This window comes from Baaleninema sp., from assembly GCF_049974805.1.
In the GTDB taxonomy this organism is placed as follows: Bacteria; Cyanobacteriota; Cyanobacteriia; order Cyanobacteriales; family Geitlerinemataceae; genus Baaleninema.
Window position 1 is genome coordinate 1 of sequence record NZ_JBNGCO010000114.1, and the last position, 14,847, is coordinate 14,847.

Sequence of the window (14,847 nt, forward strand, 5' to 3'; positions counted from 1 at the left end):
TCCCTGCGCTAAAGCGACAGGGCTTCCAAACGTATCGAGGTATTTTCCGTGAGGGGATGAGGGGATGAGGGGATGAGGGGATGAGGGGATGATGAGATGATGAGATGATGTGAAATTCTCTTCCAATCTCACCTGTTCACGGCTCACGGTTCACTGTTCACTGTTCCCCATCTCCCCTCAATTAGAGCGTCTCCAAAATCTTCATAGATTCGTTCACGTGACCTTGGAAATCGAGTTGGGAGTTGAAAATGTGGCGAATTACGCCATCTTTGTCGATGACGTAAGTTACGCGCCCGGGAAGTATCCATAAGGTCGCGGGAACGTCGTATAGCTTGCGGACGCGATCGCCACTGTCGCTGAGCAAGGTGAAGGGTAAGTTGTGTTTGCTGGCGAACTGACGGTGAGAGGAGACAGAATCGCCGCTGATTCCAATGACTTCGGCGCCTGCGTCGGTAAAGGTTTCGTAGCGATCGCGGAACGCGCAGGATTCGGCGGTACAGCCAGGGGTGTCGTCTTTGGGGTAAAAGTATAAGATGACGGCTTTTTTGCCTCGGAAATCGCTGAGACTCACTGACTCTCCGTTTTGAGCCGGTAAGGTAAAGTCAGGAGCCATATCGCCAACGTTGACAGCCATTTTTTAACCTTTTCGATCGATTTTTTGACGTTTCTTTCTGATATTACCCTATTTAGCGTTGGTACTGGATCTTTACTGTCTGAATCTCGCTTTTCGATCGAGAAAAGGTTCCCGTATCGTTAGTTTGAGGCTTTCCGATCGTGTTTAGCCGACTCGCCTGCGTTTCCTCGATCGCCGTTCTTCTCGCCATTGCACCCTCGTTCTCAGTCTGTTCTCAGTCGATCGTTCCCGCTGATGACGGAATTGGAACCACTGTAACCCCCAATGGCGATCGATTCGACATTCAAGGCGGTTCGCTCTCTGAAGATAATGCTAATCTGTTTCATAGTTTTGAACAGTTTAATTTGGAGATCGATCGCACGGCTAATTTTATCGCCAACCCGAACATCCGAAATATTTTAACGCGCGTCACTGGGGGAAATGCTTCTTATATTGATGGCTTAATTAAACTTTCTGGAAGTAACGCTAATTTATACTTCATGAATCCGGCTGGAATCCTTTTCGGACAACAGGCTCGGCTCAACGTACCCGGTGATTTTTTTGCAACAACTGCGACCGGAATTTGCTTTGATTCGGGATGGTTCGACGCGCTTCAAACCTCATTTCAAACGCAAAATGTGGCGAACTTAACGGGCAATCCGAACGCTTTTGAATTTGCTTTACCACAAATTGGCGCAATTGTCAATGAAGGAAATCTGGCCGTAACCGCTAACCGAAACCTAGCCTTGTTGGGGGGTGCGGTGGCGAACACCGGATTGCTGTCTGCGCCTGGGGGAACGGTAATGTTAACGGCGGTGTCGGGACCGCAATTGCTGCGGTTCAGCGTTCCGGGGAACCTGCTGAGTTTGGAAATCGCGCCGACAGCGGTATCTGACGTTCCCTTCAACCCCTTGGGTTTACCGGAACTGCTGACGGGAGGGGGAGTCGATCGCGCCAGTCGTTTGACGGTCAACCCGGACGGAACGGTGAGTTTGCGGGGGTCTACGGTGTCGGTGAGTTCCGCTTCGGGGACGGCGATCGTCTCGGGATCGATCGAAGCTTCCGACGGCGTAGCCAGCGGTGAAATCGGCCTGTTTGGCGATCGAATCGCTGTTGACGCCGCCACCCTCAACACCTCGGGAACGACCCCAAACCCCGGACGCCTTCTGTTTCAGGCGACGAACGATATTCTCCTTTCCAGTTCGATCGACAATCCCGACGGAATCGAACTCTACGCCGGACGCAGCATCAACATCGACGCCAACCTCAACACCAGTCGGGGAAACGGCGATATCGTTCTCTTCGCCAACGAATCCGTTGCGGCGGCGGATTCCCGTCAACCCGGACCGGCGAGTATTTTTCAATCCTCCGGAACCGAAATTCGCACCAGCAGCGGAAACGTTTTACTTCGCATGGGAAACGCTGGAGAAATTGGAGAAATTCGCCTGGGAACCATTACCAGCAATCGCCAAGTGGAAATCGACGCCAACAGCGGCCCGATTTTCCGCAACGAACCCAACGCGCAAGTGACCGCCGATGTGGGAATCTTCCGAACGATGGGAACTGGGGGAATCGGAACCCCCAACGCGCCGATTCGCGTCAGCCTCAACACCTTACAGGTTCAAACTGGAAGCGGCGGACAGTTTTTCTCGGTGGTTGGCGGCCGGCGTCAAACGATTGAAGAGGACGTTTCTCGCGATATCGAAGGCGACGTTCGCGTTGACGAGATTGGCGACAAGCCAGACGCACCGGAACAAGACGCACCTGGGGAATTTGAGGGATTTGACGACGCCGAAGGCGATCGCGGCGAATTTGACGATCGACCCGACGATGGAGAACGACCCGAAATCGACGACGATCGCGGCGAATTTGACGATCGACCCGACGATGGAGAACGACCCGAATTTGACGATCGACCCGACGATGGAGAACGACCCGAAAGACAAGACGAAGGGGACGAACCCCGAGACGACGACGATGGCGATCGCGGCGAAATCGAAGACGAAGAGTTCGATTTCGAGTTTACAGAAGGCGCAGAAATCGCCTACACCGAAGACGTGGAAGCCGTCGCCAGCCTAGAACAAGACCGCCTTCAAGAATTCAGTACCTACCTCGGAAACCTGGCGAATTCGTCCATTTCCATTCAAAGTGCGCGAGAAGCCTTAACCGAAGTGGCGCGTCAAACCGGAACCCAGTCAGCTGTAGTGTACGTGACGCTACTTCCGAACCAACTGGAACTGGTGGTGTTTACCGCCAACAATCGACCCATACGGCGGTCTGTGTCCGTATCTCGATCGCAAGTTCTCGAAGTGGCCAACCGCTTTCGCGAACAACTGACGAACCCCCGCTACATCCGAACCACAGCCTATTTAGAATCAGCTCAGCAACTCTACCAATGGTCGATCGCCCCCATTTTACCGGAACTGGAAGCCGCCGAAATCGATACCCTGCTCTTTTCCATGCCAGCCGGACTCCGCAGCCTTCCCATCGCCGCCTTACACGACGGCGAACATTTCCTCGTAGAACAGTTTAGCCTGAGTCTCATTCCCAGCCTGGGACTCGTCGATACAAGATATCGCACCTTACAAAATACCAGCGTCTTAGCAATGGGAGCCAGCGAGTTTAATACCGATCTCGCGCCGCTTCCGGCGGTTCCCGTAGAACTGACCACCATTACTCAAGAATGGTGGAACGGTACAGCCTTTCTCAACGAACAGTTTACGCGGGAAAACTTAGTCCAGCAGCGGCGACGTCACGGCTACGCCATCGTTCACCTGGCCACTCACGGGGAATTCCTCACCTTCGAGGACTCTTACATTCAACTTTGGGACGAACGACTTCGCCTCGACCAACTGCGGCGGTTAGGCTGGAACAACCCAGCCGTTGAATTGGTGGTTCTGTCCGCCTGTCGTACCGCTGTCGGAAGCGAAGAAGCGGAATTGGGATTCGCCGGATTTGCAGTGTCAGCAGGGGTGAAATCGGCCTTAGCCAGTTTGTGGTACGTCAGCGACGAGGGAACCTTGGGGTTAATGAGTCAGTTTTACCGTCAGTTGCGGGAAACGCGCACCAAATCCGAGGCGTTGCGTCAAGCGCAACTGGCGTTAATCCACGGAGACGTTCGAGTTGAAAGCGGAAGCGTCCGCATTCGCGGCGTCGCCGAACCCCTGGCGTTACCGGAAGAATTGCAGGATCGATCGAACCTCGATCTCTCTCATCCTTATTATTGGGCCGGATTCACGATGGTAGGAAGTCCCTGGTAATAAACAGGGAACAGGGAACAGAAAATCGGAGGGTGCGTGACTTGAAAAATAGGGTGTCGCAATGAGACCGAGAAATCGTCACGCACCGACCTCACCCCATCATCCCATCATTCCATTACCTCAAACCTCAACCGGTTCTTTCCCCGAAACCACAGGCGCAATATGACTCAACGCCAAATCGGGATGGTCTCCTTGAACCTGCGCCACGTTCCAATCGTTGCGGAACAACAACACCGGACGTTCCCAACTGTCTTTCACCGTGGCGGTATTAAACAAACGTCCGGCTTTTTCCAAAGCCTCCCAACCGCCAGTTACCCATCGCGCCACGCTAAAGGGAAGCGGTTCGAGGCGGGTTTCGACGCCGTACTCGGTTTCGAGGCGGAACTGTACCACTTCAAACTGAAGTTGACCCACCGCCGCTAAAATCGGATCGCGTTTGGATTCGTCCACGGAATACATAATCTGTACTGCGCCTTCTTCCCGCAGTTCCGAAACCCCTTTGCGGAACTGTTTGAATTTCGAGGGGTTGACGTTCCGCAGGTAGGCGAACAGTTCCGGGGAGAAACAGGGAATTCCTTCGTATTCGAGTTTCTTTCCGTTGTAAATGGTGTCTCCAATGGCGAAAACGCCGGGGTTGTTCAAACCGATCGCATCGCCGGGATACGCCACGTCGAGAGATTCTCGTCCTTGCGCGAAGAGTTTTTGCGGCCGGGACAAGCGTACCGTTTTTCCGGTTCGCGCGTGTTTCACGGTCATGTCTTTCTCGAATTTACCGCTACAGACGCGAACGAAGGCGATACGATCGCGGTGTTTGGGGTCCATGTTCGCTTGGAGTTTGAACACGAACCCGGTAAATTCCGGATAAGTGGGGTCGATGTCGTCGAGGGTACTGTGGCGAGGACTGGGTTTGAGGGAATATTCGAGGAACGCATCGAGGAACAGTTGGACGCCGAAGTTGGTCATGGCGCTTCCGAAGAAGACAGGAGTTAACTGTCCGGCGTGAATGCGATCGAGATCGAAGTCGGTTCCCAGTTCGTCGAGAATCTCCAGTTCGTCTTTGAGTTGGTGGTAGAGTTCGGTATCGAGTAATTCTTCGAGGCGAGGATCTCCCAGTTCGAGAATCGTGTCTTTGGCGGCTTTGCTACCATGGGCGGTACGCTCGAACAGGTGGATTTTCTTTTGGCGTCGATCGTACACCCCTTGGAATCGATCGCCACTTCCAATCGGCCAAGTCACCGGATAAGTCGCCAGTCCCAATTCCTGCTCGATTTCGTCGAGGAGTTCCAAGGGATCGCGACTGGGCCTATCCATTTTATTCATGAAGGTAAAAATCGGGAGCGATCGCATCCGACAGACTTCAAACAGCTTGCGCGTTTGCGGTTCGAGTCCTTTGGCCGCGTCTTCCAACATCACCGCGTTGTCCGCAGCGGTGAGAGTCCGATAAGTATCTTCGCCGAAATCTTGGTGTCCGGGGGTATCGAGTAAATTAATGTGGTGTCCGCCATACTCGAATTGCAGAACCGTCGAGGTAATGGAAATTCCCCGCTGTTGTTCCATCGCCATCCAGTCGGAAGTGGCGTGACGTTGCGATCGACGGGATTTGACGGCTCCGGCTTCGTGAATCGCACCCCCGTACAGCAGGACTTTTTCGGTTAACGTGGTTTTACCGGCGTCGGGGTGGGAAATAATCGCGAAATTGCGGCGTTGGTCTACGGCGGCTTGAAGTTCGGCTCGAAGGTCGTCGGTCATAGGTGCAATCAGAAGTTGAAACGGGGTGAGAACCCGGGATCGATCGCGTCATCTATATAGCGATCGAGACTTGGGTTGATGCTTTTAAAGTGTATCAAACTCAGTTGTTGCGCTGGGGTTGGAAAACCGTCTGAGAATTCCCCAGTTTCCGCCACAGCGATATACTACGGAGCGCAGTTGAGAAAAAAACGAGAAACAACCCGAAAATTATGACCGACACCCCACGACGCATCGTCTTTTGCGATTTCGACGGAACCATCACCGCCGAAGAAACCTTTGTCGCCATGTTGAGGGAATTCACCCCAGAGGTGGCGCATCGATTGCTTCCCCAAATTTACGAGTTGAAAGTGACGTTGCGCGACGGCGTCCGACAAATGCTCGAATCGATTCCCTCTTCTCGCTACCCCGAGGTGTTGGAATTCGCCAAATCGAAAGCCATTCGTCCCGGTTTGGTGGAACTGCTGGATTTCCTCGAAGAAAAACAGGTTCCCTTCGTAGTGATTTCCGGGGGATTGAAAGGAATGGTAGAAGCGGTTCTCGGAGACTTACAAACTCGCGTCCGAGGAATTCACGCCGTTGACGTCGATACCACGGGAACCTATTTCCAACCCCACTCGGACGTTGAAGGGGAGACAGAATTGGTGGCGAAGGTGGAAGTCGTCAAACAGTATGGCGTTGAGGATTGGGTTGCGATCGGCGATTCGGTGACGGATTTGAATATGGCCATGGCGGCGCCTTTGGTGTTCGCCAGAACTCGCCTGTGTCAGTATCTTGAGGAGCGGGGGAAAGTTTACGAGCCGTTTGAAACCTTTTTCGACGTGCGCGATCGACTGTCGCAGTTGTGGTAAGCCAACAGAGAGGTCTTCACCACAGAGACACAGAGGATACAGAGCGGTTTTTTGGTATTTCGCCAATTCAAGTTTGAAGCGCGATTGACGAAACTCCGGTCAAAATCAAAACCCGTACAAACAATCACAATGGAAAAACAGCGATACCCAGATCGGCTTGTTGAGCGATTTCCCCATATTTCTCCGAGGTTCCTTGGAGGTGAACTAAGCAACTGCTTAGCTGCATTGCTCCCATTCTCTAAGTGGAGGAAATATCAACGTCTCGATAAGATGTCGCTGTTTTTCGTGATGGGACAGATGTTGTATTTGACAGCGTTTTTTACCTCTTTACTTATTGGACTGCGCTGTTTGGTATCTGCCTAGAAGCTATCTATTAGCTTCTAGCCTTAATGTAGTTCTTTTTTCAGAAGACGACAAGGGGTCGCAACTAAACTTTACATTCAACAGACTTGGATCGATCGCTTTCTTAAATGTTCGATTTTCACGAAGCGACGAACCGAAAGCGATACCGTCAAAACACCACTCAAAAAATACGCTAAAAAACAGCAACGCTCGGAGAGGTCTAACGGTTGGATTTCCCCTTTTTGGTTGAGTCTATCTGGAGATGTCGTTGGCGAACCTCTTGGAAAAGCTCCCTCGGACAAACTTCCCTGAAAACTAGGTGGTGGAAATCGTCGTGACGCGATCGAGCGTTGCTGTTTTTCGTGATGGGACAGACGTTAGAATTGACAGCGTTTTTACCTCTTTGACTGGTTTACACTAGGCTGTTTAGTAAGTCTGCCTGCGTTGAAGCTCTTTTAAAGCTTCTAGTATTAGAGTAGCGTTCTTTTTTCTCTCTGACAACTACTTGATACTAAACTTTACGTCTGAGACAGCTTTACTGTTTTTACTGTTATCGAGCTTTAAAACTCACGTCAGAAGGCATAGCCCAGGGATTCAAGTCCTCAAACGACAACAACGCCCAGATCCGTCGAACGAGTGACTTCTCCTGATTTCCGAGACTTTACGGAGATGAACTTCACCGAGGGCGAGTTGCATGGCTCCCATTATCTAAGTGGAAGAAGTATCAGTTGCCTGATTGGGCGTTGCCGTGTTTTGAACTGGGACAGACGATTGATTCAACAGCGTTTTGACCTCGTTTTAACTTGTATGGGCTAGGCTGTTTGGTGTCTGCCTAGAAGCTTTTCTTTTAGCTTCTAGTATTAGAGTAATCCTTATGGAATTCGATCGCAAGGGTTCGATACTAAACTTTACGTTACGCCGAAATATATCGCATCGACGTTAAGAATCCGCTGAATTTCTCGAACTGGCGCTGTTCTCAAGTCGCTCTAAACACAACAACACCCACAACCGATGTATCGAGTGACCTCCTCTCTAGTCTAGATTCCGTGGAGATGAACTAAGACAAAACTTAGTTGCATAGCTCCCCTTTTTTAATTAGAGGAAATATCGATTTTTCGCGTGGGTGTCGTGGTTTTTACGTAGGGGACAGACTTGAATTTGAACAGCGCTTTTACCTCTTTAGAACTCGTGTGAACTAGGCTGTTTGTGTCTGCCTGAAAGCTCTTTATTGAGCTTTGATTATTACTTTAACGATCTGCTCGATCGATGACAACCCTTTGAGACCAAAGTTTACCGCTATGATAGTGACACTTATTTTATATGAACTTATGCAAAGGGAGAGAACCCTCATCTCCTCATCTCCTCATCCCCTCATCACCCCATAAAAGAACCGCCCTAGAGAGACTCTAGAGCGGCTTCTGAAGCGGGTTATGGGTTGTGATTGGGTAATCTTTCGACAATTGCATCGAGACTGAGAATCCTAGAATGCGAATTCAGTCAGTCCTTCCAAGGAACGACGCAACATCGATTGACGAACCGTGTCTTTGTGTTCCGTGCGGTGCATCATCATGTAGCGAGAACGCTCGTTGACGGGACGCTGTTCGTTTTCCCGATCGGCACGATACGCCACACCGCGATACTTCAATTCTACCGTGGGTTGTTGAACCACCGTTTTCGTATCCGTGTGGAACCGCCAGTCTAAGCCGCGATACTTCCCAACCTTTTTCACGGGAGGAGTTTCCACCTGGGGAGCAGCGTAGTTATAAGGAATTCCGCGATAAGTGAGTTGCATGATTCGCCTCCTACAGCTATCTAAACGAGTTGAGCGAGGCGCGTTCCTTCGGGAGTTGTCCCTACTTCCGTCCCTCACTGGTGAGTATTTTTACTCGCTCCTTTGAGGGATGAACGATTTACTTTCTGTATCTATTGTTACCATCTGAGCGGAAAATGTCAAGGATATTAAGAAAATTAATCAGTTGTGACGTGAATCACAAGGGTTGATCGATTCGATCGTTGCCTGCCGTTACGAAAACCTCTGCAAAACCCGATGAGTTAAAATAAGCGGGCAGTTTGTAGATAGCGATCGAAGCGAGCGAGTGAACGTCAAACCCAACTGGTTGCGCGTGAAAGCCCCGCAGTGGCAGCGCGTCGGCAACGTCAAAGAAATCCTGCGAGACCTGAGCCTCAACACCGTCTGCGAAGAAGCCTCCTGTCCCAACATCGGCGAGTGCTTCAACAACGGAACGGCCACTTTCCTGATTATGGGGCCGGCTTGTACCCGCGCCTGTCCCTACTGCGATATCGACTTCGAGAAACAGCCAAAAGCCCTCGACCCCCAAGAACCGGAACATCTAGCCGAGGCGGTGCAAAAACTGCGGTTGAACCACGTAGTCATCACCTCCGTCAACCGCGACGACCTCCCCGACGGAGGCGCGTCTCAGTTTGTCGCCTGTATCCAAGCAGTGCGCCGTGTGTCGCCGGGAACCACCATCGAAGTCTTGATTCCCGACTTGTGCGGAAACTGGGACGCTCTGGCGACGATCCTCGACGCCCAGCCAGAAGTTCTCAACCACAACACGGAAACGGTGCCGCGACTGTATCGCCGCACTCGTCCCCAAGGGAATTACGATCGATCCTTGGAACTCCTGCGCCGTACCCGTCAAATCGCCCCTTGGGTGTACACCAAATCCGGTTTGATGGTGGGTTTAGAAGAAACCGACGAAGAAATCCGCCAAGTGATGCGGGATTTGCGCGAAGTCGATTGCGACATCCTGACGTTGGGACAATACCTGCAACCGAGTCAAAAACATCTGGGCGTGAACTATTTCGCCACCCCGGAACAGTTCGACGGTTGGCGGGAATACGGGGAATCGATCGGATTTTTACAAGTGGTCTCTTCTCCCTTAACGCGCAGTTCCTACCACGCCGAACAGGTTCGCGCCTTAATGGAACGCTATCCTCGCAGCAAACCCGCCTTGGAGACGAACCCATGACGGTATTAGTGGTGGCCACGGGGAACCCCGGAAAGTTGAAGGAGATGCAAGCCTATCTCACCGATACCGACTGGGAACTCCAACTCAAACCGCCGGAAATCGACATTGAGGAAACTGGGACGACCTTTGCCGAAAACGCCCGCTTGAAAGCCAGCAGCGTGGCCAAAGCCACCGGAAAATGGTCGATCGCCGACGATTCCGGGTTGAGCGTCAAAGCGCTCGACGGCGCACCGGGAATTTATTCAGCGCGATATGGAAAGAGCGATCGCGATCGCATCGATCGCGTCTTACGGGAGTTGGGAGATACCGACAACCGAGACGCCCAGTTCGTCTGTGCCATTGCCATCGCCCGTCCCGACGGGAGCATCGCCGCAGAAGTCGAAGGCATTTGTCCCGGCGAAATCCTCAGCGAACCTCGAGGAGATGCCGGGTTCGGCTACGACCCCATTTTCTACGTTGGCGAACTGGGGCTGAGTTTCGCCGAAATGTCTCCCGAACAAAAACACCAGTGCAGCCATCGAGGACGGGCGTTTCAGGCGTTGCGTCCGACCTTGGATAAGTTGGCGTGAAGCTTCCCGAGAGGGGGACTCATCCCCTCGTCCCCTCATCTCATCATCTCCAAGCGATCGATCGCCTCAGAGACGATCGGCGGTAAACGGCGCATGATTTTGCCTTTTTCCGTATCGACCGCGACGAGGGTCACTTGGGCGGAGAGATAGACCTGACTGCGATCTTCAGACAGGATTTGATAGTCCCAGTTCAGGCGGACGCCGTTTCCGGTGTTCATGCGGGTTTTCACGATGCCCGTGGCGCCCATGGGCATGGCTCGATGGTAGCGGGTTGAAAGTTCCACCACTAACAACTCGCAGCCCATAGCGACCAAATCGGCATAATCGAGGCCGATGGACTTAAAGCATTCGACGCGAGCTTCTTCCATCCACTGGATATAGGTTCCATGCCAGACCACGCCGCCGTAATCGGTGTGGTGGGGATAGGCTCGCACGGGGTACTCGAACCAAACCTCTTCGCCCGTTAAAACCTGATTTTGAATAGCCGTACTGGATTTATTTTGGGGATCGCTCATCACAAAACGTTTCAAAACGCTACATTTCTACAAATTTTGCGTTGGGTATGGGGCTTATGCTTAATTTTAAAGTTCAGTACAAATTTTTGAGGCAACCGAATTTCCCGGCAAGACCTCGCCCACTGTCGTCACGACCATAGTAAAACGATGATTGAAAAAATTCTTGTTGCCGTCGCCGGACGGGGACTGTGCGAAGAGATGCTCAACCAGTTGATGGAGATTCCCGAAATCCAACGAGCGTCGATTACGGTCTTGCACGTCGTCCCGCCTCAAATTACGGCAGATGGCTTTTCCGAGAAACTCGAAGAAGGCGGTAAAATCCTGGCTGAAGCCGTCAAAGCCCTGAAGGTCGATCCGAGTAAAGTGACGCCCCTCCTCGTGCAGGGCGATCCGAAAGCGATCGTGTGCGATACCGCCAGAGAAGTCCAAGCCGACTTGATTATCATGGGGTCTCGCGGTCTCGGTCGCTTGGTGTCGATTCTGGAAAACTCGGTGAGCCAGTACGTCTTCCAGCTTGCCGATCGCCCGATGTTGTTGGTGAAAGACGACGTTTACGTCAAACGTCTCAAACGGATGATGGTCGCCCTCGATCCCTCCGACGCCTCCAAAGCGTCCTTAGACTTGGCGCTGTCCTGGGCGAAAGACCTCAAAGACCTGCAATTGATTCTCGCTCACGTCAACCCCCCCGACGCCAGCCTTCCGCCGGAACAAGACGCCGTATTAGCCGAGGCGATGCAGAAAGCCCGCAGCTTGGGCATCAACGCTCGCTGCATGACCGCTTCCGGTAAAGCCGGCCCGGAAATTTGCCGCCTTGCAGAAGAGGAAAACGCGGATTTGTTGGTGTTGGGATCGCCCGATCGCCGGCCGACGATCGCCAAAGGCTTCCCGGATCTCGATCGACTCTTGGGTGAGTCTCTCTCGGACTACGTGCGCGTTTATGCCAACTGTCCCGTTCTCTTAGCCCGGACACCGGGCGAATAGGGGTCGATCGACCTTGCCGCGATATCCGAATCTAGAAAAACCCGGCTTCATATGAAGCCGGGTTTTTCCATCAACCCTTCGCGAAGTGCCACTAATTTTAAGTGTCTCTTCCTTCGCGACTTTGGGTCTGAATATACAGAATTAACAGAAAGACGGTCGGCACTAGCACAAACAATAAGCTGGCCACAAAACCGAGATCGTTAACTTCCATAGAAAAGCCCTCTAGCGAAGCTCGAAATTTTTAGCTCCTTTAGAATATCACGGCTTGGTTTTCACGCTCACCGGGCCGTTGACCAGAGCTTGACAAGCGAGACGATAGCTGTCAGGTTTTTTCCGCAATTTCCGCTTTTCAGCTTCCGTCGGCGGCGAGAGGTTTTCCATTCCTTCGACGACCTCGACGATGCAGGTTCCGCACTGGCCGTAACCGCCACAGTTCGTCAACTTGCCCCAGGTTTTGTAAATATCGACTTTATTCTCCAGGGCTTTGGTTCTTAAGTTTGCCCCGTCTGCCGCTACGACCTCGAGATCTTCGTTGACAAACTTAATATTAGCCATATTGCTTCTCCCTTGCTGTTTGAAATTGCAATGGTTCCTTTGGCTTTATGTTAACAATCTTTACGATAAAACGTAAAAAAATGTAAAGAAAAACCCCCCGTCGCGGCGATCGATCCCCCGATCGAGCGGTTGTCCCGAAGCTCGGCCATCGCGCCACCCCGTTCTCAACGCTCCGTTTCGCATCCTCTGCGTGGCTGCGTGGCCGGCCACGCGGCCACGGGGTTTCGGGCGAACTGCTATTCCGGCGGAAGCAGCGCATCGATTTCGTCGGCGAACGGATAGTTACTCACCGCCCGACGAATCTGAGCCAGGGCGCGGTTGTAGCCGATAATCGCATCGACGAGGTTTCCCTGAGCCTGAGTCAAGTCGTCTTGAGCCTGAATCACGTCCGTTTGGGTTCCCACGCCAGCCACGAAGCGCAACCGTGCCAAATCCAAACTTTCCTCCGCCAGGGTCAAGGCCGTGGTCGAGGTTTGCACGTTTTGCAACCGCGCCTCTAACTCGTAATAGGCGCGTTCCACTTGCAGGCGGACTTGGTTGCGCAGGTTAGAAAACCGCACTTCCGCCGTTTCCCGATTGAGTTCCTCCTGACGGGCGGCCGCGTAACTAGCACCGCCGTTAAAGAGTTGCCATTGCATCTGAGCGCCCACACTGTACCCCTCTGTCAGTCCGCCCACATTGTCGTCCGATATGTCGATGAGCTGCATATTGCCAAACACTGAGAACTGGGGCAGCGTTTGCGCCAGCGCCACCCGTCGGAGATCGTCGCTAATTTCCCGCTGCACGAGTTGCTGTTCCAGTTCGGCTCGATTGTGCAACGCTTGAACGATGCTTTCTTCGAGAGTCATTTCCCAGACCCCTTCCAAATCCACCGGGTCGGCGGCCGCCACGTTGACCGACTGCGGGATGTTGAGAACCTGCGCCAGGGCCCGTCGAGTCACCTGTTGGTCGCTGAGAGCTTGGGTGAGTTGCTGTTGGTCGTTGGCCAGTTGCACTTCCGCCCGCAGCACGTCGAACTGAGTACCGACTCCCGCTTCTTCGAGGGCTTGGGCGTCTTCCAAACTTTTCTGAGAGTTTTCCACCGCCGAACGGGCGATTCTCACGTCCATATCCGCCTGTTGAACGTCATAGTAAGCTTCGCTGACGTTCAAACGGATCTCTTCGAGTTGACGCTCGAGTTCTAATTCGTTAATCCGAACCTGGCCGCGGGCCGCACCGATTTGTCCGGCCCGGCGTCCGAAGGTATAAACGTCGTAACTTAACTGGAGTTGGTTGTTCCAGGTCACGGACGTAGAATCGCTTTGTAGTGGAGACACGAAGCCTTGAAGGTCTTCCTGACGTTGGATGCTGATGCGGGAACTGGCCGAGTCGTTCCAGGTGACGTTACTCGACAAATCTAATTGGGGAAATAAGGTGCCTTGAACTTCCCGCAGGTTGGCGCGACTGGTTTCGAGAGCCAGACGGGTTTCTTGTAAATCCAGGTTGTTGCGAACCGCCAGTTCGATGGCCTGTTCGAGGGTAATCGGCTGCGTTCCCGCTAACTCCACCTCTTCGTCTTCCGTGGGAAACCGCAAAAGGTTGGGATGCGGATTGAGGTAAGGGGGGGCGGGTTCCCCCTCGGGAATGGTGGTGACGCCCGAGGGCTGCGGAATCGAGGGGATTTCCGGCAGGTCTACATCCGTGATGTCGCTGTCGGGAGGGTTTGGCATTCCCATGCCCTCGGACGATCTCGGTGTCGGCCGCGTTTCGGGCGCGATCGTCGGCTCCTCGGGGGTGAGGGGAACTTCTTCGGGGGTCTCGGCGGGATCGGTGACGCTATCTGTTACCGAAGCGGGGTCGCCGACTTCCTCGGGAGTCGTCTCTCGCGGTTGCTTTTTGTCTGGGGTCGCTTGCGCCGTGACGGACGAGTCCTCGGCGACGGTTTCGCTCTTGAGTTGAGGGGGTTTAGCCGGAGTTTTTGCAGAAGACGCTAACGCTCTCGAACCGTGAAGAGAGAGCGCCGCGAGAATACTCACAGCCATCCAATAACGCAATCTGGTCATATGCTCGTTGGAAATTCGCCTGACTTGGGAACTTAGTGCGACAACTGGGACAACCCCTATAGCACAATAGCAGCTAGACCCGATCGTTTTCCCCACAAAATCGAAAAAACTTCCTCGCCTAGGTCGATCGCCTTCCGCCCTCTTTTTGTAAAAAATTAATAAATAAATTTGACATCATATATTTTATGTGATAACAAGCCAAACAAGAGGAGGAAATCGCCGAATTGCCCGGCCAGAAAAAGGACGAGACCGATACAATTGAGAGCAGAATCCACTTAACGCCAACCGAAGCGCAATTTGAACGCTCGAATTGGGACTGTTCGTTTACCGTCAGCACCCCCGGCTGAAGCACGGGGGCTTCATGCCTCCAGCTTCAGGTA

Annotated in this window: 12 protein-coding genes and 1 riboswitch; of the genes, 5 read left to right on the top strand and 7 right to left on the bottom strand. The window is 52.8% G+C overall.

The window, feature by feature from the left end; all coding sequences use genetic code 11:
* Positions 1-181: 181 nt before the first annotated feature.
* Positions 182-634 (bottom strand): peroxiredoxin, encoded by a 453-nt coding sequence (locus ACP5D4_RS17930; RefSeq protein WP_428012985.1) that lies wholly within the window; start codon positions 632-634, stop codon positions 182-184.
* A 140-nt stretch (positions 635-774) separates the two neighbouring features.
* On the opposite strand from ACP5D4_RS17930, the gene ACP5D4_RS17935 reads away from it, so the two are divergent.
* A complete protein-coding gene (locus ACP5D4_RS17935) occupies positions 775-3,873 on the top strand; it encodes a CHAT domain-containing protein (protein WP_428012986.1) in 3,099 nt (1,032 codons plus the stop codon).
* Between the two features lie 120 nt (positions 3,874-3,993).
* Here ACP5D4_RS17935 and prfC read toward each other — a convergent pair whose 3' ends face one another.
* Complete coding sequence (gene prfC, locus ACP5D4_RS17940; protein ID WP_428012987.1) at positions 3,994-5,622, bottom strand: peptide chain release factor 3; 1,629 nt, start codon at positions 5,620-5,622, stop codon at positions 3,994-3,996.
* A gap of 209 nt (positions 5,623-5,831) precedes the next feature.
* On the opposite strand from prfC, the gene ACP5D4_RS17945 reads away from it, so the two are divergent.
* Positions 5,832-6,470, top strand: coding sequence for an HAD-IB family phosphatase (locus ACP5D4_RS17945; protein ID WP_428012988.1), 639 nt, complete (start codon positions 5,832-5,834; stop codon positions 6,468-6,470).
* 1,822 nt (positions 6,471-8,292) lie between these two features.
* On the opposite strand, the gene ACP5D4_RS17950 is transcribed toward ACP5D4_RS17945, so the two are convergent.
* The gene (locus tag ACP5D4_RS17950; RefSeq protein ID WP_428012989.1) at positions 8,293-8,604 is read right to left on the bottom strand and encodes a DUF4278 domain-containing protein; all 312 of its coding nucleotides are present in this window, start codon (positions 8,602-8,604) and stop codon (positions 8,293-8,295) included.
* Positions 8,605-8,641: 37 nt separating this feature from the next.
* A riboswitch (Glutamine riboswitch) is annotated at positions 8,642-8,722 on the bottom strand.
* Positions 8,723-8,908: 186 nt separating this feature from the next.
* Here ACP5D4_RS17950 and lipA point away from each other — a divergent pair.
* Positions 8,909-9,805, top strand: coding sequence for a lipoyl synthase (gene lipA, locus ACP5D4_RS17955; protein ID WP_428012990.1), 897 nt, complete (start codon positions 8,909-8,911; stop codon positions 9,803-9,805).
* Positions 9,802-10,374 (top strand): RdgB/HAM1 family non-canonical purine NTP pyrophosphatase, encoded by a 573-nt coding sequence (gene rdgB, locus ACP5D4_RS17960; RefSeq protein ID WP_428012991.1) that lies wholly within the window; start codon positions 9,802-9,804, stop codon positions 10,372-10,374. Before lipA ends, rdgB begins: the two co-directional genes overlap by 4 nt.
* A gap of 35 nt (positions 10,375-10,409) precedes the next feature.
* Here rdgB and ACP5D4_RS17965 read toward each other — a convergent pair whose 3' ends face one another.
* Positions 10,410-10,889, bottom strand: coding sequence for an acyl-CoA thioesterase (locus tag ACP5D4_RS17965; RefSeq protein ID WP_428012992.1), 480 nt, complete (start codon positions 10,887-10,889; stop codon positions 10,410-10,412).
* A 147-nt stretch (positions 10,890-11,036) separates the two neighbouring features.
* Here ACP5D4_RS17965 and ACP5D4_RS17970 point away from each other — a divergent pair, with 147 nt between their 5' ends.
* The gene (locus ACP5D4_RS17970) at positions 11,037-11,870 is read left to right on the top strand and encodes a universal stress protein (RefSeq protein ID WP_428012993.1); all 834 of its coding nucleotides are present in this window, start codon (positions 11,037-11,039) and stop codon (positions 11,868-11,870) included.
* 97 nt (positions 11,871-11,967) lie between these two features.
* On the opposite strand, the gene psbM is transcribed toward ACP5D4_RS17970, so the two are convergent.
* From psbM to ACP5D4_RS17985, 3 genes are all read right to left on the bottom strand, one after another.
* Positions 11,968-12,081 (bottom strand): photosystem II reaction center protein PsbM, encoded by a 114-nt coding sequence (psbM, locus tag ACP5D4_RS17975; RefSeq protein ID WP_428012994.1) that lies wholly within the window; start codon positions 12,079-12,081, stop codon positions 11,968-11,970.
* Between the two features lie 47 nt (positions 12,082-12,128).
* Positions 12,129-12,425 carry a 2Fe-2S iron-sulfur cluster-binding protein gene (locus ACP5D4_RS17980; protein ID WP_428012995.1) on the bottom strand — a complete coding sequence of 99 codons (297 nt, stop codon included), beginning with the start codon at positions 12,423-12,425 and terminating at the stop codon, positions 12,129-12,131.
* Positions 12,426-12,661: 236 nt separating this feature from the next.
* The gene (locus ACP5D4_RS17985) at positions 12,662-14,467 is read right to left on the bottom strand and encodes a TolC family protein (RefSeq protein ID WP_428012996.1); all 1,806 of its coding nucleotides are present in this window, start codon (positions 14,465-14,467) and stop codon (positions 12,662-12,664) included.
* Positions 14,468-14,847 lie beyond the last annotated feature (380 nt).

What these genes read in the sequence shown, in the direction of transcription:
- ACP5D4_RS17930 (WP_428012985.1), bottom strand. Translation starts at nt 634, where the DNA reads ATGGCTGTCAACGTTGGCGATATGGCTCCTGACTTTACCTTACCGGCT.
- prfC (WP_428012987.1), bottom strand. Translation starts at nt 5,622, where the DNA reads ATGACCGACGACCTTCGAGCCGAACTTCAAGCCGCCGTAGACCAACGC.
- ACP5D4_RS17945 (WP_428012988.1), top strand. Translation starts at nt 5,832, where the DNA reads ATGACCGACACCCCACGACGCATCGTCTTTTGCGATTTCGACGGAACC.
- ACP5D4_RS17950 (WP_428012989.1), bottom strand. Translation starts at nt 8,604, where the DNA reads ATGCAACTCACTTATCGCGGAATTCCTTATAACTACGCTGCTCCCCAG.
- rdgB (WP_428012991.1), top strand. Translation starts at nt 9,802, where the DNA reads ATGACGGTATTAGTGGTGGCCACGGGGAACCCCGGAAAGTTGAAGGAG.
- ACP5D4_RS17965 (WP_428012992.1), bottom strand. Translation starts at nt 10,889, where the DNA reads ATGAGCGATCCCCAAAATAAATCCAGTACGGCTATTCAAAATCAGGTT.
- ACP5D4_RS17970 (WP_428012993.1), top strand. Translation starts at nt 11,037, where the DNA reads ATGATTGAAAAAATTCTTGTTGCCGTCGCCGGACGGGGACTGTGCGAA.
- psbM (WP_428012994.1), bottom strand. Translation starts at nt 12,081, where the DNA reads ATGGAAGTTAACGATCTCGGTTTTGTGGCCAGCTTATTGTTTGTGCTA.
- ACP5D4_RS17980 (WP_428012995.1), bottom strand. Translation starts at nt 12,425, where the DNA reads ATGGCTAATATTAAGTTTGTCAACGAAGATCTCGAGGTCGTAGCGGCA.
- ACP5D4_RS17985 (WP_428012996.1), bottom strand. Translation starts at nt 14,467, where the DNA reads ATGACCAGATTGCGTTATTGGATGGCTGTGAGTATTCTCGCGGCGCTC.